Origin of the sequence: Morganella psychrotolerans, assembly GCF_001676155.1 — a bacterium.
GTDB lineage: Bacteria > Pseudomonadota > Gammaproteobacteria > Enterobacterales > Enterobacteriaceae > Morganella > Morganella psychrotolerans.
The window spans coordinates 550,577-568,853 of record NZ_LZEW01000012.1 but is presented as its reverse complement, the minus strand read 5'-3'; the positions used below and the strand labels follow the sequence as shown (position 1 = coordinate 568,853).

General features: G+C 47.0%; 17 protein-coding genes. All 17 read right to left on the bottom strand.

Annotated elements, in window-relative coordinates; genetic code table 11:
* Positions 1-150, bottom strand: a 150-nt coding sequence (locus AYY16_RS21715; protein ID WP_208020740.1) for a DUF3304 domain-containing protein, incomplete at its 3' end; no start/stop codon positions are given.
* Positions 151-1,186: 1,036 nt separating this feature from the next.
* Complete coding sequence (locus tag AYY16_RS13005) at positions 1,187-1,573, bottom strand: hypothetical protein (RefSeq protein ID WP_067367204.1); 387 nt, start codon at positions 1,571-1,573, stop codon at positions 1,187-1,189.
* Between the two features lie 239 nt (positions 1,574-1,812).
* Positions 1,813-2,991, bottom strand: coding sequence for a PAAR domain-containing protein (locus AYY16_RS13000; RefSeq protein ID WP_067367202.1), 1,179 nt, complete (start codon positions 2,989-2,991; stop codon positions 1,813-1,815).
* A 6-nt stretch (positions 2,992-2,997) separates the two neighbouring features.
* The gene (locus AYY16_RS12995) at positions 2,998-3,783 is read right to left on the bottom strand and encodes a DUF4123 domain-containing protein (RefSeq protein ID WP_162271058.1); all 786 of its coding nucleotides are present in this window, start codon (positions 3,781-3,783) and stop codon (positions 2,998-3,000) included.
* A complete protein-coding gene (locus tag AYY16_RS12990) occupies positions 3,780-6,170 on the bottom strand; it encodes a type VI secretion system Vgr family protein (RefSeq protein ID WP_235846300.1) in 2,391 nt (796 codons plus the stop codon). Before AYY16_RS12990 ends, AYY16_RS12995 begins: the two co-directional genes overlap by 4 nt.
* A 149-nt stretch (positions 6,171-6,319) precedes the next feature.
* Positions 6,320-6,808 carry a T6SS phospholipase effector Tle1-like catalytic domain-containing protein gene (locus AYY16_RS12985; protein WP_067367199.1) on the bottom strand — a complete coding sequence of 163 codons (489 nt, stop codon included), beginning with the start codon at positions 6,806-6,808 and terminating at the stop codon, positions 6,320-6,322.
* Entirely contained in the window at positions 6,786-8,981 is a 2,196-nt protein-coding gene (locus AYY16_RS12980; protein WP_067367196.1) for a T6SS phospholipase effector Tle1-like catalytic domain-containing protein, read from the bottom strand. The genes AYY16_RS12985 and AYY16_RS12980 overlap by 23 nt, the downstream gene beginning before the upstream one ends.
* The gene (locus AYY16_RS21450) at positions 8,969-9,196 is read right to left on the bottom strand and encodes a DUF3304 domain-containing protein (RefSeq protein WP_162271057.1); all 228 of its coding nucleotides are present in this window, start codon (positions 9,194-9,196) and stop codon (positions 8,969-8,971) included. The genes AYY16_RS12980 and AYY16_RS21450 overlap by 13 nt, the downstream gene beginning before the upstream one ends.
* Positions 9,108-9,509, bottom strand: coding sequence for a DUF3304 domain-containing protein (locus tag AYY16_RS21445; RefSeq protein WP_067367193.1), 402 nt, complete (start codon positions 9,507-9,509; stop codon positions 9,108-9,110). The genes AYY16_RS21450 and AYY16_RS21445 overlap by 89 nt, the downstream gene beginning before the upstream one ends.
* Positions 9,497-10,036, bottom strand: coding sequence for a DUF3304 domain-containing protein (locus tag AYY16_RS12970; protein WP_067367190.1), 540 nt, complete (start codon positions 10,034-10,036; stop codon positions 9,497-9,499). Before AYY16_RS12970 ends, AYY16_RS21445 begins: the two co-directional genes overlap by 13 nt.
* Positions 10,024-10,563, bottom strand: a complete 540-nt coding sequence (locus AYY16_RS12965; protein ID WP_067367187.1) for a DUF3304 domain-containing protein — start codon at positions 10,561-10,563, stop codon at positions 10,024-10,026. Before AYY16_RS12965 ends, AYY16_RS12970 begins: the two co-directional genes overlap by 13 nt.
* Positions 10,551-11,090, bottom strand: a complete 540-nt coding sequence (locus AYY16_RS12960; protein ID WP_067367184.1) for a DUF3304 domain-containing protein — start codon at positions 11,088-11,090, stop codon at positions 10,551-10,553. The genes AYY16_RS12965 and AYY16_RS12960 overlap by 13 nt, the downstream gene beginning before the upstream one ends.
* A gap of 109 nt (positions 11,091-11,199) precedes the next feature.
* Positions 11,200-13,896, bottom strand: coding sequence for a type VI secretion system ATPase TssH (gene tssH / locus AYY16_RS12955; RefSeq protein ID WP_067367181.1), 2,697 nt, complete (start codon positions 13,894-13,896; stop codon positions 11,200-11,202).
* Positions 13,897-14,054: 158 nt separating this feature from the next.
* A complete protein-coding gene (locus AYY16_RS12950; protein WP_067367178.1) occupies positions 14,055-14,546 on the bottom strand; it encodes an Hcp family type VI secretion system effector in 492 nt (163 codons plus the stop codon).
* A gap of 2 nt (positions 14,547-14,548) precedes the next feature.
* Positions 14,549-16,267, bottom strand: a complete 1,719-nt coding sequence (locus AYY16_RS12945) for an OmpA family protein (RefSeq protein ID WP_067367175.1) — start codon at positions 16,265-16,267, stop codon at positions 14,549-14,551.
* Positions 16,267-16,935, bottom strand: a complete 669-nt coding sequence (gene tssL, locus AYY16_RS12940; RefSeq protein ID WP_223861252.1) for a type VI secretion system protein TssL, short form — start codon at positions 16,933-16,935, stop codon at positions 16,267-16,269. The genes AYY16_RS12945 and tssL overlap by 1 nt, the downstream gene beginning before the upstream one ends.
* A complete protein-coding gene (gene tssK / locus AYY16_RS12935; RefSeq protein WP_067367172.1) occupies positions 16,932-18,269 on the bottom strand; it encodes a type VI secretion system baseplate subunit TssK in 1,338 nt (445 codons plus the stop codon). The genes tssL and tssK overlap by 4 nt, the downstream gene beginning before the upstream one ends.
* Positions 18,270-18,277: the final 8 nt, after the last annotated feature.

Below are 18,277 nucleotides of genomic sequence, written 5' to 3'. Positions count from 1 at the left end.
CCATTTTACTCTGGCAACCAGATGTGGTGACCATTTTTCCGGTAACAATACACAGCATGAGGATCCCCCCATACTACCTCCTCCCCCATTAATCGAAAATGTGGTAATACTTAATTGAGTATGATTATACCCGGTAACAGATGCCGCCATAGGCTCTGTTTTTTTTCTTTCCAAATCCGGATGCTCCGGAGCAACCGGTAATAAACAGTACCAGCCCGAAACATAATGTCGTTATCAATTTTTTTATTATTCATAATCTTCTAAAACAGGAGTGAGTAGTAATATATTATTACTGGTTTTAAATTAACTTTAAAATAACAAAACCAATAACAATGATGATTAAATCAAAAAATCCCGCCTTTGTTTTTTTCTTTAAATAAAAGGTATAAGACTCAGGCCATGATAGTACAAATTCAATCTCATCTTTTTTTTATTTTCCTCTGCATTATCTTATTCTTATGAAAAAACAAAATTAGATTAAAGTAGGTATCTTTAAACTCATGAGTAAAGACACCTCTGGTACCTGCCAATGACTTATGATAGGGGTAATAACCAAATTCATTAAAAAATGATGATTCCCGTAATGAAGCAGAATCTTGATCCTGATAATAATAATATATAAACCTGAAAAACGAAAAAATGATATAGAGAAATAAAAAAAATAGGGATATAGTCTTTAACTTCCATTAACACCTGCCATTAATTAACTCGTCCGTAATATTTATTAGCTAACAGTTACTCATACCCGATCATAGCGCCTCTGACTGTTGCTATACTAAAAGACCTGACACTAATATTTTTTTCTCCGGGAGTTTAATCATGTTTCATCCCCTCAAATTTCCAAATAAATGAAACAAATAAAAATATATTAAAAACAGATGATATGAAAAATATAGCCTCTGACACACTTAGTTCATGACTCATCTCCCCGGCAACATTAACTCCACTAAAAAAAGACACAAAATAAAATAAAAAAACTGAAAATAATCGTCTTATCCTTCCTGGTTTGTTTTTTCCGGAATTAGTCTTAAAATTGGCTCTGGCATTAAAAAATACAATAACTCCGATAAATACAAGCAGATAATAAAAAATAATTAGCAATATCATTTAAACCATTCCAATACTTATCCCCACCATACTCATTACTAACAAGGAAAAAACAGCATATAAATACCTAACATCAAACCTAAATAATCTCAAGTGCTGCATACAAAATGATAATAATCATAAAATCAAAAAATCCCGCCTTCGTTTTTTTCTTTAAATAAAAGGTATAAGACTCAGGCCATGAGGCTATAAAATCAAGTTCTTCTTTCTTTACTCTTTTTTTGGCAAAATTAAATTTACATAAAAATAAAACGAATATAAACCATGTGTCTCTGAATTCATGTGTAAAAAACCCGGCCCCCCCCATTAAACCTTTAGGGTAGGGAACATAACCAAATTTATTAAAAAATGATTTTTCACGTAGCAATGCAGAATCCTGATCCTGAAAATAATAATATACCATTCTGAAAATAGCAAAAATAATATAAATAGCAATAATAACTGAAAATATAAGCTTACCATCCATACATCACCTGCTATATTTGTAGTATATGATATTAAGGTTTAATTCATTTACTTTATCAACTTTTTCTTTTACATCCGGATTTTCCGATAATGTGTACAATGAAGAAGTAATAGTATCTGCAGCTTTCTCTCCAACCGCAGATCCAGCTAATCCCCCCAGCAACCCGCCAACAACACCACACACTATTAAACCAACCCCGCCTGTCGGAACACCTACAGCCAGGCAAATACTCCCTCCGATTACCGAGCCTTTCGTTCCGCCGATATCCCGCCTCCTGTACCAAGCGCTAATTTCGCAGTTTCTGTTACAGCTGCTTTTTCACATTCATAATCTGTTCCCTCCAAACAAATTTTATTAATGTCATTAACCGAATTAATCGCAGACATACCAACTGCCATCCAACCAACTCTATTCAGATATTTTGTATATTTTGCCAGGTTAGCCGTATACTTTTCATAACCTTTTATACTTATTTCTTCTGTATTGTTCCAGTGCTGTATTATCGATTTTGAATTTAATTTAAGCCCTTTTTTCAGGTTTTTAGAATCGGCTATACCCATTGCTTTTTTAGCCAATGGCTTATTTAATAGTTTATCAAGTTTAGCAAGTAATTTCTGCCTTGCTTCATAAAAAGCCGCTCCTTTTAATTTTCCTGTTGCTTTAAGGCTTTGTTCATAAAGTACCTCAATTTCTTTTAATACTGTTTTTATTTCATCCATCAGGGATGTTCCCGATGAGGAAATAAGTCCGATAAAACCTTCGCCATAGTTAGATATATTAGCGATTATATTATAATTGTCATATAAAAAACCACGATCATCCTCTGTAAGAGAATCAATATTATCATTAATTATCTTTTGCGATTGTTTAAGTAATTCAATATCCTGTTGTTTATCTTCTGTAATGTTTTCAGGATAAAAAAGAATAACCTGATGCCTGACGAAATAGTTTATTCCACTATTTATTTTTTTAATATGGCTGATATCTTTTTCCAGGCGCATATTAAACTGATTGAGCAGCTGATATGTAATATCGCCGTCATTTTCAATCACAAATAGGGTTGGTTCACCTTCATATATTTCTTCAGAAGAACTGCGCATACACATGTCAGGCTTGTGGCCGGTATCTGCAATATCTGTCAGTGCAATTATTTTATTATCACCAAACGGGCATCCACACTGAACTACCGAGCCATGAATTGCCGGTGACTTACCGTGATTGCTAACCCGGTTTTCTCCGGTAACAATGGTTCCTGTTTTTCCGCACCGGGGGCACGATGTCGCTTTGTCTCCGATACGCAGGCCCGTGCGCTTAAAGCGGACTTTTTCATCTGCTGCATAACATGTGGCTCCCGTCGTTGTTTTATCACCGGACAGCGCCATGGTATTATCGAATAATGTTGGTCTGATATCACTCATAATCAATTACTCTGTCAGTAAGTTATTCTTACGAATATAGTCGGATAACTCTCCCAGATAATTACTGTTCAGTGCCTGTAATGCATAACGATATAATACAGAAAAATTTTCTTCCCGGCTCAGACCACGGTCATAAAATTCCTGATAGTCCATTAATTCTTCCGCATCACTGATACTTCCTAACCGGCCTATTTTATTGTCATCCAGCAGGACAACAGAAAATACTTTATCTTCCGTCTCCGGCGTAAAGCTGCCGATAACCCAGCGGGCTTCAGAGTCCCGATTTAAATAGCCCCATACATAAGCGAGATCCGTAAAGTCTCCGCGCTGTTCCGGTGTCAGAATATCCTTTATTAATTCAGGGAATATCCGGGAATCATAAAACCGTAATAAACAGGAAACATTGCCCCACTCGGCTTCTGACAGCACTGATAAATTTTTCGTTATCTGACTAAATGACAAGGGTGAAAATAATGTCAGAATTCTTGGCATTCCATGCAGAAGTTCAAATATCTCCTCCATCAGAGTGAGATGCATTATATTCTTCCACTCTATACGAAATAATATCGGGGCATATTCAAGTAACCCCTCTTCCGGTGTTCCCGTAAACAGTGAGAACCACTGTATATTATGCTCCGGCTTCATTAATGCAGGAATGATTGACTCACGCAACCCTGCCTGGTCAACAATAATATCCATATAACTAAGCCGGGTTTCTTCTGATACCTGCTTTAATTGTTCAATCCATTGCAATGCGGTGTCACACGTTAAATTCATTGTTATATTATTCACGGATAGCAACTCCTGCGGCATTTTTTTTGTGCCAGTGCGAGGCACTCTTTACAGACTGACTGCGGAAGATCCGGTAAAGGGAAATCTTCTCCCGCCGGTGTATTCCAGACATGCTGCCCTTTCAGACTTAAACGGCTCGGGGTATGGATTTCAATCTGACCATCCGGCAAAATCTTTATATATCCTCCGCCGCATCCTAATGTGATCCCGTTTTTTGCTGTAATTTGCAAATGTCCCTGAGTTGACTGAATAATCACATCCTTTAATGCCGTGATATCCAGGCCGTCGCCGTGTGATTCCAGTTCAAATGGTCCTTTACCTGAAACCATCCGTATACCTTCCTGTTGCGCCAGGAGTGATATATTTTTCTTCGCATTCAGCGCTATTTCCTTTGATGCCGCCAGATGCATTTCATCACGGGTTTGCTGATAAAGCGCACCTGTACTTTGCATCAGCAATGTTTCATCCGTCACAATTCCGACCCCTTCAGGGGCATGAATCAAAATAGCCGGGGAAGCGAGTTCATTTGCTTTATCTCTGAATTCAGTCAGGCTTTGCCGATCCGGTTGTCTGTTTTTATGTGATTGAGTAACGTCTTCCCAGTCAGCTATCTGGTCAATACCACTATCAATCAACGCAACCGCGTCTTTCATTGCCAGTACATCCCCTCCGCCACGTTGCTGGGTATCGGCACTGATAAACAATCCCTTACCCGCCCGGATAGCACCCCAACTGTCCGTCCGCAGTTCAAACCCTTCACCGCGTTTTTCTCTGCCCTGATTAACAAGATGACCTAAATTAAGCTGTGATTTTCCGCCGTACTCAGTGCTGAGCTTGATATGTTCCTCACCCCGCTTATCTTCCATACGCAGCTTATTATTAGCCGGTGTACGGATAACATTGCGGGTATTATTATCTGAAGTCACATGGTCGGGATGCCGCGAGTCATGCAGCGCATGGGCAATATACGGGCGGTCAGGATCACCTTCATGAAACGCTATCGCCACCTCGGTTCCCTGAATCAGCGGAAAGTGCATGCCGTAAGTATCACCGGCATAGGGTTTGGCGAGGCGCACCGGCATACTTTCATAGCCCGGCGCTTTATCATCGAGGTCGGCATCAAATTTGACCCAATAGAAGCCATCTTCATTCTGATGGGCATAAATATCATTATCTTTCGCACTGGTGACGCGTGCCATCAGTGTTCCGGCGATCACCGGGCGTGGCTTCAGAGCCGGTCGCCAGCATACGGTTTCACTGTACGGCACTGCATCAAAACGCACATTCAGGGCTTTATCGCGTCCGCCGCTGAACCGTAACCGCGTGATAACCACCGGAGACTGAAAAACCCCCGGCAATGTGGATAACACACCGCTTTCTTTGATAGTCAGTACCTGAAGCGGGGTCAGGTCTGCCGCCGTACTTTGCCCGCGCAGTAATGTTTGCCGCGCAAGGAAACGTTCATGGTCAAGACGCGCCCAGAAGTTACCGGTTTCCGCATCCGGTTTCAGTTTATCGCCGCTGGTCAGGTGCCGCGCCCGGTAGTGATACACCTCACCATAGTGGTTTTCGTCACTGTCACCGCGCATCATATCCGCAGGTGAGGAAAGCAGTAAATCCTGTGCCTGACGGTGATTGTAATCTTTGGTCTGAACCTGGTGTTCAACGACCTGATGGCGCAGTGAAAGCCCCCAGACACTGTCAGCGCTGTTGTCACTCATGCCTGACGGGCTGTTGAGCGGCAGGAATTTATCTGCCAGATAGTTGCTTTGTCTGTCCCCGAAATGAATAACCTCAGTCTGAGTGTCATCCTGCAAACTGAAATAATAGAAAATACCGGCTTCACTGAGCAGGCGTTCAATAAATTGCCTGTCACTTTCATTGATTTGATTAATCTGCTCCCGCTTCGGGTATTCATTTTTCAGATTAAATTCAAATTCCCAGTCCTTAAAATTATGTTCCCGGAAAATATGGGCAACCACATCCGGAACAGATTGGTTAAGGAAAAAACGGTGAGAGCGGATTTGATGACGCAGCAAAGCAAAAAACGGTTCGATTATAATCTGATAACGGGCTTCATCCGCCGAGCCTGAAAGACGGCGGAAATCCGTTATCATTCCGTGAACGCGTTTTGCCACACCGGCGGCACCTGTCATAGTAAAGGGCGGCGCAAAAGAGAGTGTGGCTGAGCGGCGTAATAATTGCTGCACAGTCAGGTCATTCGCGGCACTGGTAAATGTGACCTGATAACGGTAAGTATCACTGACGGCTTCGCGCCCGGTGAAATACTCAACATCCAGCGGGATATCACACCCGCGGACAGTCAGTTGATAGCGGTTCTGACCACTGAGCAGAGACGTTTTAATATCGGACAGATTTATATTCATAATATAAAGGCTTCCTGTTTTCCGGATTTAATGACAGATAATTCCGTACAGTCGTATGTATTAATGTATTCATCTATTAATTATATAGATGAGTTTTATACGGGGATATTGGAATATGTATTATCAGGCGTATTTTATTGATGACTGACTTATATACTCTTTATTGTATCGGCCACACTGCCCGCCGTTTTATTCAGTGCATCATAAATTGCTTTTACAGAATCATCTCTCTGTTGCTGATTTATTTTTCTGATTACTTTCATGATTTCGTTTGTTGCCGGTGGACGCTTGCTTTCATCCAGAGGAACTTCCTCTCCTGTTTTCACATCAAATAATTTGAGTCCGACACCCGGTTTATATACAAATTTGTAATCAGGATTTTTCTTATCCACACCATAGATATGCCCCTTATTAACAATAAGCTGCATCGATTTATTCCATTTATCACCAAAATAAATCATACGCGACAGAAAATAACCACTAAACGTTTCCCGGCTTCCTGTTTCCGAATGCATAAACCAAGCCCTTGAGTCATGAATATGATCATCAAAAAGAGAGATTATATTATCCAGCTCCGAGTTATTTCCTTTTGTTATGATGCATTGAAGAATAACATCATCGAATAATTTTTTTTGCATTTCTTGCCAGTGCTGATAACTCCATATCTTCATTTTGTGTTGTAATAGCATAAGCTATATCTTTAAGGTAGTTATCTGTAACTTGTAATAAAACCGCCGTAACTCTTACATCAAGAAAAGGAAAACCATCATCCGGAAGCTGAGAGCAATCATCCAAAGCAGGTGGTTTTCCATATATTGTTGTTGGTGTCATTCCCATCTTTTTCCGAAAATTTTCGGATTCTTTATTTTCGGATTTTTTATTTTCATAGCAACCCTGCTTTGTTCTTTGAGATGAAAAATTGATTAATGAATCAGGTCTGACCGCTGATTTATCAACTGATAATTTATAATCCGACTTAAATTCCAGAGAGGCTTCCCACAGCTGACCACGGCTATTAGAGGCATCATACAGTGGCCCGCCGATAAGCGGGTTATCTTTATCCGAATTGGACGGCAGCCACTCATTATCCCCGGCATGTGCCTTTATTTCCCGGTTGCGCCGTGTTGTTATCACTCCGGCAGCTCTCTGGTTCTCTTTCCATTCACCAGCTAAGACACCCGTTGCCTGCCGGCTGAAATCCGCTTCATACGGTTGGGCGTGAATATCTGAATGTTGTGGCGCTTTTTCAAAAAATGCCTGTTCTGTCAGATTAATATCATCACCTTGATCTGAAGCATACCGGGCAATACGCCATGCTGTTATCAAAATAAGCTGATATTCAACAGCCTGTTCAAGAAACAGTGTTTTAAAACGCTCAGGCCGGTAACACCATGACTGCGGATCTCTGCTCTTTACCGGATCCTCCGGAAATGTGGAGGTTCGCCAAGCGTTGAATTTGTCAGATATACCTGATGAAGCATCGAATTCTTCGACAGAATCAGGAGACATTTCACGAAAACCATAATGTTTTTGTATCTCAACACTAAGCTTTAATACTTCGGGGTGAATTGCAAGAGGTGCACCTGCATCAATCGCCGCGGCATACATATCATGCAGCGTAATCTGAGACGGTAATTCATCCGTTCCGCCACGGGCTTTTCCCTGGTCCCCTTTAGGGTATCCGCCCCCCACATCAGAGTGCATGCCCGGGTAAAGAACTTCCACGGTATTTGCCGGGTAGGTTCCTCCCGAGGTACGGACAGAGTCCAGCGCAAAAGATTGCCGCTGTTCATGTGCCGCCACCAGGTGGCAGCAGTTTTTGACTAAATCAGACGCCGGTAATTGCTGGGTGCCATCCGCCCAACTGCCGTGACCGGTTGCGCCGGGAAAAACATTCGCAAGACCAACCGCAGGTACCGTATCAAAAATACCTAAAAACTCGACGCTGACCGGAATACCACACAGTGTCCCCGCAGGGAAACCGCCGTTATAGTCAGAAAAATAGTTAAGGAAATGGTTTATGCAATGAACAAATGCCCTTGCTTCTGCGGCACCACGGGAAAAACCATAAACATATAATTTTAAAGCCACTAATTTGGGTGTTATTTCAACAAGGCGCTTTCTCAGCGGTAAAAATAACTCAGTTAAACCATATGACTTATTATAGCTTTCAAGATTGTTATCTCTGTTAACGCCATAATCCCGAGATTCACTTACCATTTTATATGCTGCACGTAACTCAGATAATCCTAATCTTCGTTTTGTTATAGCATGATATATACTACTGTAGACTTGTATTAATCCCCAAAAAATACGCCAGTCTCCGCCTGTGGCATATTTCAGTCCATCCGTATAATAATCATACGTTTCTATTTCAGGAAAGGGCGTTCCTACTCCGGGCATATAATAGGCATAAAATCCTTTACTCATTGCCACATAGTCATCAGGAGAGCAGGCATGATAGAGCTTTGCAATATTTGTCGGGTGGTCTTTGCCAGTATCATTTTTTTCATTATTATTTGTCCCGTCAAAAAACAGGCTGACATGCAGGCTTTTACAACATGAAAAGGTATTTTTGCTGCCGGCTGAACCCTGAAATATCTTTTCAGCAGATATAATTTTCTGAATATTATTGTCCAGTTGCTGCCTGGTCAGGTATAAACGACCTTGTGCCGGAAATACCGGCGGTAACCAGCAGGGGTCACCCTGCGTTACCTTCTTGGTTAACCTGTAGGCTTTACCTGCCATTACTGATAATTTAAGTTGATTTCCGGACAATAATGATGCTTTGCTGATTTCTAATTCGGACATACCGCAGGCTCCTTCATCTGTAATGGTTCTTTTACCGGATAATTAGGATCCCATGGGGACCAGCATGACAACGATATTTTCACCTCCTGACAAGGCAAAAAGTGAACCTGGACATCACAGGGATCATCATATTCCGGGATTGGAACGATTTTTTTTATAGCGTTTGTAATTGGCTTTATGTTTTTCCATAAATACCTTAAATTCGGCTGTACCAAGTTTAGGCATATTCGGAGGCGATCGTTCAGGATCCACTTCCCACTCCACCAGCACTTCCATGTCCGGCTGCCATTTTTCCGGCACCATAATGCAGCAGGTGCCACCGGCTCCCCGACCCCGGTTACCGTTGACCTCAAACCAGTTCACCGCGGTTCCTTTCATATGGTTATACCCGGATAAATTTCCCGCCAGAAAAACCGGCTCCGGGGTATGCAGCAGCCAGGCCCCGCCGGACAGCATCCCGATAATCACCACACCAATAACCCGCTGCCGCCGGGTGGTCTGCTGAAGCCACTTAATTATTTCGGACATACCGCAGGCTCCTCCATTTTATAAGGTTCTTTGATTGGATAATCCGGATGACTGGCTGACCGGCATGACAGGGTGATTTTGACTTCCTGACAGGGTAAAAAATGGACATCCACACTACAGGGATCATCATATTCCGGGATTGGAACGATTTTCTTATGGCGTTTGTAATTGGCTTTATGTTTTTTCATAAACTCGTCGAATGCAGGGTCTGTAACACTCGGCATATTTTTAGGTCTCCTGTCCGGATCCACTTCCCATTCCACCAGCACTTCCATTCCCGGTTGCCATTTTTCCGGCACCATAATGCAGCAGGTACCACCGGCTCCCCGTCCCCGGTTACCGTTAACCTCAAACCAGTTCACCGCGGTTCCTTTCATATGGTTATACCCGGATAAATTTCCCGCCAGAAAGACCGGCTCCGGGGTATGCAGCAGCCAGGCTCCGCCGGACAGCATCCCGATAATCACCACACCAATTACCCGCTGTCGCCGGGTGGTCTGCTGAAGCCACTGAATTATTTTGGACATACCGCAGGCTCCTCCATCTGTAATGGTTCTTTTACCGGATAATTAGGATCCCATGGGGACCAGCATGACAATGATATTTTCACCTCCTGACAAGGCAAAAAGTGAACCTGGACATCACAGGGGTCATCATATTCCGGGATTGGAACTATTTTTTTATAGCGTTTGTAATTGGCTTTATGCTGGCGCATGTATTCTTTATAATTCGGGTCATTAAATTCCGGTACATCAATCGGATATCCATCTGGATCTACTTCCCATTCCACCAGCACTTCCATGCCCGGCTGCCATTTTTCCGGCACCATAATACAGCAGGTGCCACCGGCTCCCTGTCCCCGGTTACCGTTGACCTCAAACCAGTTCACCGCGGTTCCTTTCATATGGTTATACCCGGATAAATTCCCCGCCAGAAAGACCGGATCCGGAGTATGCAGCAACCAGGCTCCGCCGGACAGCATCCCGATAATCACCACACCAATAACCCGCTGCCGCCGGGTGGTCTGCTGAAACCACTTAATTATTTTGGACATACCGCAGGCTCCTCCATCTGTAATGGTTCTTTTACCGGATACTCCGGATGCCATGGCGCCCGGCATGACAATGTGATTTTTACTTCCTGACAGGGTAAAAAATGAACTTTGACACTGCAGGGATCATCATATTCCGGGATTGGAACGATTTTTTTATAGCGTTTGTAATTGGCTTTATGTTTTTCCATAAACTCTTCGAATGCAGGGTCTGTAACACTCGGCATATTTTTAGGTCTTCTGTCCGGATCCACTTCCCACTCCACCAGCACTTCCATGCCCGGCTGCCATTTTTCCGACACCATAATGCAGCAGGTACCACCGGCTCCCCGTCCCCGGTTACCGTTGACCTCAAACCAGTTCACCGCGGTTCCTTTCATATGGTTATACCCGGATAAATTTCCCGCCAGAAAGACCGGCTCCGGGGTATGCAGCAGCCAGGCCCCGCCGGACAGCATCCCGATAATCACCACACCAATAACCCGCTGCCGCCGGGAATAGCGCTTTAATCTGTTGATTATTCGTGACATACGGCGAATCCTTGTCTGATAGTTATATACCCAACGTCATTTGAGATACTGGCAGGCGGTAAGCAGGTTATTCCCAAACGAGAGTTTCCCGGCGCTATACCTTCCGGTACTATGCCTCTTCTGTTACCGGATAACTATCCGGATAACTATCCGTAAAACTCAGCGTAATTCCCTCTTCGTCGTTATAGCCGAGGATCACATACGGCTCCTGCCGGTGATTCGCCTGACGCAGCAGTAATTGCTGGCTGAGTACCGGCAGGATCTGCTGATTAAGCAGGCTGTCAATATTACGGGCGCCGGAGTCCGGCAGCAGACAGGCGCTGACCAGGGTGTCGTACAGCGCGTCTTCCACAATGCCGGTCAGGCGGTAGTGGGTGTAAAGGCGTTTCATCACGCTGCGCAGTTTCATTTCAGTGATGGTGCGCAGTGCTTCTGCATCCAGCGGGCGGTAAATAATGGTCTGGAAACGCGCGAGGAGTGCGGGCTGAAAATGGTCACGGAGGATAGGGCGCAGTGTTTCGTGCAGATCCGAGTCTGTTGCCTGCGGGTTTTCATCCAGATATTGCATCAGATAATCACTGCCCAAGTTAGCGGTCATCATAATCACGGTATTGCGGAAATCGATTTCACGCCCTTCCCCGTCACGCATAAATCCGCGATCGAATACCTGATAAAAAAGATTGAGAACATCCCGGTGCGCTTTCTCCACTTCATCCAGAAGAACCACGCTGTACGGACGTTTTCGGACGGCTTCAGTCAGCACACCACCCTGACCGTATCCCACATATCCCGGAGGTGAGCCTTTAAGCTGACTGACGGTATGGGCTTCCTGGTATTCCGACATATTAATGGTTATCAGTGATTTTTCACCACCGAACAGGACATCGGCCAGTGCCAGTGCGGTTTCAGTTTTGCCGATCCCGCTGGGTCCCACCAGCAGGAAAACACCCTGCGGACCGTTTTCAGAGGCAAGCCCGGTGCCGGCAGCCCGTAAACGCTGCCCCAGCGCCAGCAGTGCGCCTTTTTGCCCGACAACCCGTTTTTCCAGCGAATCTTCCAGCTCCAGCAATCCGGTTTGTTCATCTTTTAATAAGCCGGAGAGCGGCACGCCGGTCCAGTCTGCAATCACCGTTGCAACTGTGCGGGTTTCCACATCCGGGTTCAGTAATGGTTCGCCGTTCTGCAATACGGTCAGTTCATTTTGTAATGACTGAATCAGCCCGGTGTTATCCGGTTCGGCTCTGGCGGCCATCAGTGCGGTAATAATGGTTTTTTCCTGCTCAAAACGTTGTTCCAGCGCGGCAAATTCACCGGCAAGCTGTGCATCCTGAGCGGCAAGCCCGGTTAGTTTTTCTGCATTTGTGATATTGCCGATCGCGATATCATCGAAGATGGCTTCCTGCTCCAGCACCAGGGAATTACGTTGTGCTTTCAGCCGGGTCAGGGCTTCCGGCAGTGTATCCAGGCTCATACGGACACGTGCACCGGCGGTGTCCAGCAGATCGACAGCTTTGTCCGGCAGTTGCCGCCCGGTCAGGTAACGGCGGGATAAGGTGACGGCGGCTTTTACTGCATCATCCGTAATATGGACGCCGTGGTATTTTGCATAGCGGGATTTCAGTCCGCGCAGCATCAGGCAGGCTTTCTCATCATCAGGTTCGTCGACTTTAACAACCTGGAAGCGGCGCTCCAGTGCAGCATCCCGCTCAAAGTATTGTTTGTATTCAGACCAGGTGGTTGCGGCGATTGTGCGCAATTCACCACGCGCCAGTGCCGGTTTCAGTAAGTTCGCGGCATCTGCGCCACCGGCCTGGTTACCGGCACCAATAATAGTATGGGCTTCATCAATAAACAGCAGAACCGGTGACGGCGATTGCTGAACGGCATCAATCACGTTTTTCAGGCGCTGTTCAAATTCCCCTTTCACACCCGCACCGGCCTGTAATAATCCTAAGTCCAGCGTCCGCAGAGATGTGGTTTGCATCGCGACCGGGACATTGCCTTCGGCAATGCGTAATGCCAGTCCTTCCACCAGCGCCGTTTTTCCGACACCGGGTTCCCCGACGAGGATCGGGTTGTTTTTCCGGCGGCGGGAGAGAATATCCACCATCTGACGGATTTCATCATCGCGCCCGAATACCGGGTCAATGTCGCCCTGGCGGGCTTTTTCTGTGATATCGATGGTAAATTTATTCAGTACCGCCTGTAATGCATCACTCAGCGTGTTACCTATCACCGCCTGTGGGGTGCTTTTCTGTCCCTCTGCGCCGGGAATTGTTGCCGCCTGTGTTAATGAGGGAACGGCATTATGCGATTCAGCCTGCTGAATTTCAGGGCGTTCATCCGACTGCGCATCCAGCAGCGGGCGCAGGCGCTGAAGCTGGGTTTCACTCAATGTCATTAATGGCCAGAGGTTATCATCAGGCACCAGCATCGGATGGCGGATCATGGCAGACAGAAGATGTACACTGCGGATTTGCTCTGTGTCTTCATCCAGAGATGCGACCATCCAGGCATTTTTTATCAATGTAATCAGGGATTCAGATAACTGCGGACGGGTGCGGACGGTGCGCGGCAGGGCATCAATCGTGTTCAGCAGACTTTGCCAGAGAGATTCAAGATCCCATTCATAACGTCTGGCCAGCACCGTGATATCGCCCTCTCCGAGTTCGAGAATTTTCAGCAGCCAGTGCTCAATGGTTACCTCTGCATGTGCCCGGGTCTGACACAGTGAAGCCGCTGCTTCCAGCGCAGACGCGCAATAAGGGTTTAAACGGCGTAACAACATAACAGATTGATTTTCCATGTTCTCTTTCCTGGATTCGGGGATAATATCCGGTTTTCAGATATGCTACCGCCCCTGACCGTAAGCCGGGGCCCATAAGGCAACTGAGTTAATGAGCGGGGTTGGTGTGATGAGTAAGGCTGAAAAGAAAACAGGCGGTTTCCCGCCTGTTATTAATGTCAGGCAGTCGCGCGTTCATTCCATGAATCTGAATGAATGATGTTGCCGTCTTTGTAAGTCCAGGTAATTTTTTCGTAGCGCAGTTCGATCTCTTCCAGGTGGTTATGTTTCTCTTTGGACGGATCTTTTACGTCATGCATTTTTGGTGCAACTTTCACTACTTTTACGTTTTCCAGTTTGGTATTGAAGTACTCCACTTCCTGGCCTGCATCATCAATGCGATACCATTTGAATTCTGCTGATTTCAACGTCTGTCCGGTGGTAACCGCTTTGTAGAGATACGGGCTTGACGCATCAATTTCTTTTACAAAGACAAACGGAGTATGGATGCGGGTGCCGGTCAGTTTCCCGGTGTTGTTATCTGTCGGGATATAAAGGCTGTGATCCTGAGCAACCACTTCGATACTGCCTTCGCGATCCTGAACATTAACGGAACCTTTGATTTCCGCGCCGCCGTCATCTTTCAGCCAGAGGTAGACTGGGATTGCCATAGTTACTTCTCCTTTTTTGGGGAATGTGTATCACCATCCGCCGGTGATACGTTTTCAGTATCTGAGGCACGACAGGCATCAGCCTGCGGCATCAGACGAATTTCTACGCGCCGGTTTTTTGCACGGCCTTCAGCCGTGTTGTTATCCGCGACAGGGTGATTGTGTCCGTAGCCCTGAACAGCAAAACAGCCGGGATCGATATCACTGGTTTCGATCATCCAGTCGCGGACAGATTCCGCGCGTTTGAGTGAGAGTTTCTGATTTAAATCCGCATGTCCGGTGATATCCGTATAGCCGGATACCACGATGAGCCAGCCCGGTTTTGCACGGATATTGATAAGAGCATCAACGAGAACTTTGGTGGCTCCAGGTTTCAGGGTGAATTTTCCGGTGTCAAATAGCGCCAGACTGTCGAGAGAAACCATTTCAGGCGCCTCCTGCACAATGACAGGTGCCGGCGGCGGCGGCGGAGCCCAGCGGCTGAGTGCGGTATACAGATAAGGCAGGATGCGGGTTCCCTGATAGAGCCCCAGTGAATAAGAGGACGGGATCCCTTCCCGTTGCCAGGCAGCAAGCAGGGCGGCATCTGTTTGCAGTTGCTTCCATGCCACCATTTTAGGTTCAGCCGGCTCACCGGGAAGTTGTTCAAACTGGCGCAGATCATCACTGATGTGATAGATAAGCTGCTGATTATGAAAGTAGCTTCCCGTCAGTGCGCCCGCCAGAAATAATCCACAGATAATCCCGGTCACGCCCAATACGGCTTCTGTGCGCACAAGACTGACGTCATAACGTAACCGGCTGAGCAGATGGTCAGGCAGCGGAAGGGGTTGTGGCGTGACAGTCTGAACCGGCAGCGGCAGTCGCGTACTATGTGCAATAAACTGAGACCAGACGTTATTATTGAGAGCAGCAACCGGCGCAAAACGCAGCGCCCATCCGGCCGGATACAACGGCGCGGCTCCGGTTTGTTTTACCGTCAGGCGGGGAACAAAAACCAGGCTTAACCATGCCAGATAATGATCAAACCAGAGAGCTGTTGCAAAACGCTGCTCATCGGTAACCGGCTGATGTGCCAGCCATTCCGGCAGTGAACATGCCGGAGAACCCGCCTGTTGCACATGAAACTCACCAGCCCGCTCTGCCGGGGTAAACCAGGGTTCTTCATCTGCGGCAGAGACATCTGTGGTGTACAGGGGTGTGAGATACACAGAAATCCAGAACGGCACCGCTTTTCCGGCCTGACGCCGGGCTTCGCCGACAGCCCGCCGCCAGCTGATAATCATCTGCTCCAGTTCTTCTTCCTGATTTATTTGTTCAGGGACAACAACATATAAAAGAGATAAGCGATTGAGCTGTGCGGGTGACTGTTCACGAAATTCCCGGATAATACGGCTGAGCCCGGCGGGCTCCGGTACGGCGATATAGCGGGCTTTCGTCGTTTCCCGCCGGTTTTCCCCGGCAGCAAACAGGGCGGCTGACTGACCACAGACCAGCACCACAGCACCGTGGTAATCATCCGCAGGCAGGCTGTCCGCCCGGATCAGTCTTTCTTTGCGCACCTGTTTCTGTTGGCGGTAAATCAGTACCGCCGCAATAATGATGACAAACGCGCTCAGAAACAGTGCCACATCGCGGCCGGGTGACCAGAACCCCCAAAACAGCCATAGCAGGAGGCTGCCTGTCAGCAATGTCAGGCTTTGTTTTATCCGGTTATACATCACTGTCCCTGCGTGATTAATTGCGAAAGCAACTGTTCGAGTGAGGCAGAGAATCCCCACCACAATGCAGCGAGTAACAGTATCCCGCCCACCCATCCCGCCCAATACAACTTGCGGCGGCTGAAACGTAATGCCGGACGGACAACCAGCGGCAGCGATGATGACAGCGCATACGCCGGAACACGGGCAGTCAGTTGCTGAATAATCTGTTCCCGCTGAGGTGATGTGGTGTGATGATATTTCCCCGCAAATCCCAGGGTCAGAACACGGTGGAAACAGATAAGAACATCCGGGTCCGGCGCGGTTTCGCTGAGCAGCTCACGCACGCGATCCCATAATTTGTCACCGGCTTCCAGTGTATTGAAATAGCGCGCCTGTAAGGGAGAGAGTATCCACTGGTCGTAGCCATCATCATGGGCAGGGCGATTCATGACACTTTCATCAATCAGCGCACACTGCGCGTAAAGCATATTTTCGACCGATTTTTCCGGATAACCTTTCTCCGTCAGGCGCTCACGGGTCTGGTCCACCATGTCACAGACATGACGGTACAACCCCGCCCCGTCTGATACAGGGCTGCCATGGCGTAACTGACACACCATCAGCCAGGTATCAGAAAAAATGGCATCGATGGTCATTGCTGAGTTGGCGTTCGTTGCATTCATCATGATCGAAGTACCGCAAATAATTCGAGATGGATTTCACCAAGCGTTCCCGGAACATAAAATGAACAGTGTCCGGATGACAGCATCGCCTGACCGGCTGTATTACTCAGATCGAGGGCAAAGTACTGATTCTCAAGGCGCAGCGGAATAGCCGCGGGAACATGGGTCAATGCTTTCAGCGGCACACCGTTCAGTGCCACATTGACGACATTTGCCACATCTTCCGCGCTGCCGGCTTTACACAGCAGCGGGAACTGCGTGATAAGCAGATGAGCCGGTAATGCAGAGCGTACAGAGAGGTAAAAATCGGCCTCTTCCCGCAGACGACTGTCATGCAGTTCACCTTTCCAGAATGGTCCGTCTTTCTTCAGGTCAATCGTTATCATGCGGGATGGCAGGCTGGCTTCCAGTAGATGATTCAGTAACGTAAACAACGGTGGGAAAACCTGTTCAGGTTCACTGTGCTGATAGAGCGGAATATCATCAGTCTGATGCTCCAGAGAGAAAGTCAGCAGGCTGCCGGCCAGACGCACCAGTTCCCGGTAAAGCAATTCAGGATGGCGCTGTAAGGAAGAGAGCAGCTCTGTCAGCACCGGTTCCGCACTGTTCAGCGCATTCAGAAGCCAGAAAAGCGAGACATCGGCAACGGCAAAGTCAGCCATCCGTTCATTGCTTTCCCTGCGCATAGCCATCAGCCGCCGACGCTTGGCGACCAACCGGTGCATAAATTCAGACAGCATGGTGGTCAGTTCTGTACTTGCCGTACAACTGAGCAGAGGCGGAATAAATTGCCTGTCAAACGACCATGTCCCCTGCCCGTTGCGTATCAGCCGGGCGACGGGGCAGGTGATGTAAGCGCTGTTTTCTTCATGAGCACTGCGCAGTGAAAGCGAATGACGCAGTACCGCGATATCGGTTTGCTCATCACCCGCCAGATCCTGAACTTTTACCCACTCCTGCATAAAACGGCGCGGACGTTCTGACTGCCCTTCCGGCACCAGATTCCCGCCATTCGCCTGTAACAGCGGCAGCGCGAGAACAATATCCAGAGTCTGCTGTTCTGAGTACCGCGCCAGAGAGGCAACCGGAGGCAGATTATCTGCCAGAGAGGTATCAATCAGTGTGCCATCCGAAAACCGGACTACCAGTTTCTGCGCACTCAGACGGGAAATGGTCAGTGCGCTTTCATCAAATTCAGCACAAACCACCCCCCAGGGAGACGCAACCGACATTCCGGCAACAACACCCGCCACATGGCTGTCCCAGCGGGCCTGCTGCTGAAATTGCTGGGGGGCCAGAAAGGCCCCGTCAGTCCACAGCGGACGATAAATTTTCATCCCTGCCC

Bases quoted from the DNA above. Each gene is read 5' to 3' on its own strand.
- AYY16_RS13005 (WP_067367204.1), bottom strand. From the start codon at position 1,573: ATGGATGGTAAGCTTATATTTTCAGTTATTATTGCTATTTATATTATT.
- AYY16_RS13000 (WP_067367202.1), bottom strand. From the start codon at position 2,991: ATGAGTGATATCAGACCAACATTATTCGATAATACCATGGCGCTGTCC.
- AYY16_RS12990 (WP_235846300.1), bottom strand. From the start codon at position 6,170: ATGAATATAAATCTGTCCGATATTAAAACGTCTCTGCTCAGTGGTCAG.
- AYY16_RS12985 (WP_067367199.1), bottom strand. From the start codon at position 6,808: ATGCAAAAAAAATTATTCGATGATGTTATTCTTCAATGCATCATAACA.
- AYY16_RS12980 (WP_067367196.1), bottom strand. From the start codon at position 8,981: ATGTCCGAATTAGAAATCAGCAAAGCATCATTATTGTCCGGAAATCAA.
- AYY16_RS21445 (WP_067367193.1), bottom strand. From the start codon at position 9,509: ATGTCCGAAATAATTAAGTGGCTTCAGCAGACCACCCGGCGGCAGCGG.
- AYY16_RS12970 (WP_067367190.1), bottom strand. From the start codon at position 10,036: ATGTCCAAAATAATTCAGTGGCTTCAGCAGACCACCCGGCGACAGCGG.
- AYY16_RS12965 (WP_067367187.1), bottom strand. From the start codon at position 10,563: ATGTCCAAAATAATTAAGTGGTTTCAGCAGACCACCCGGCGGCAGCGG.
- AYY16_RS12960 (WP_067367184.1), bottom strand. From the start codon at position 11,090: ATGTCACGAATAATCAACAGATTAAAGCGCTATTCCCGGCGGCAGCGG.
- tssH (WP_067367181.1), bottom strand. From the start codon at position 13,896: ATGGAAAATCAATCTGTTATGTTGTTACGCCGTTTAAACCCTTATTGC.
- AYY16_RS12950 (WP_067367178.1), bottom strand. From the start codon at position 14,546: ATGGCAATCCCAGTCTACCTCTGGCTGAAAGATGACGGCGGCGCGGAA.
- AYY16_RS12945 (WP_067367175.1), bottom strand. From the start codon at position 16,267: ATGTATAACCGGATAAAACAAAGCCTGACATTGCTGACAGGCAGCCTC.
- tssL (WP_223861252.1), bottom strand. From the start codon at position 16,935: ATGATGAATGCAACGAACGCCAACTCAGCAATGACCATCGATGCCATT.
- tssK (WP_067367172.1), bottom strand. From the start codon at position 18,269: ATGAAAATTTATCGTCCGCTGTGGACTGACGGGGCCTTTCTGGCCCCC.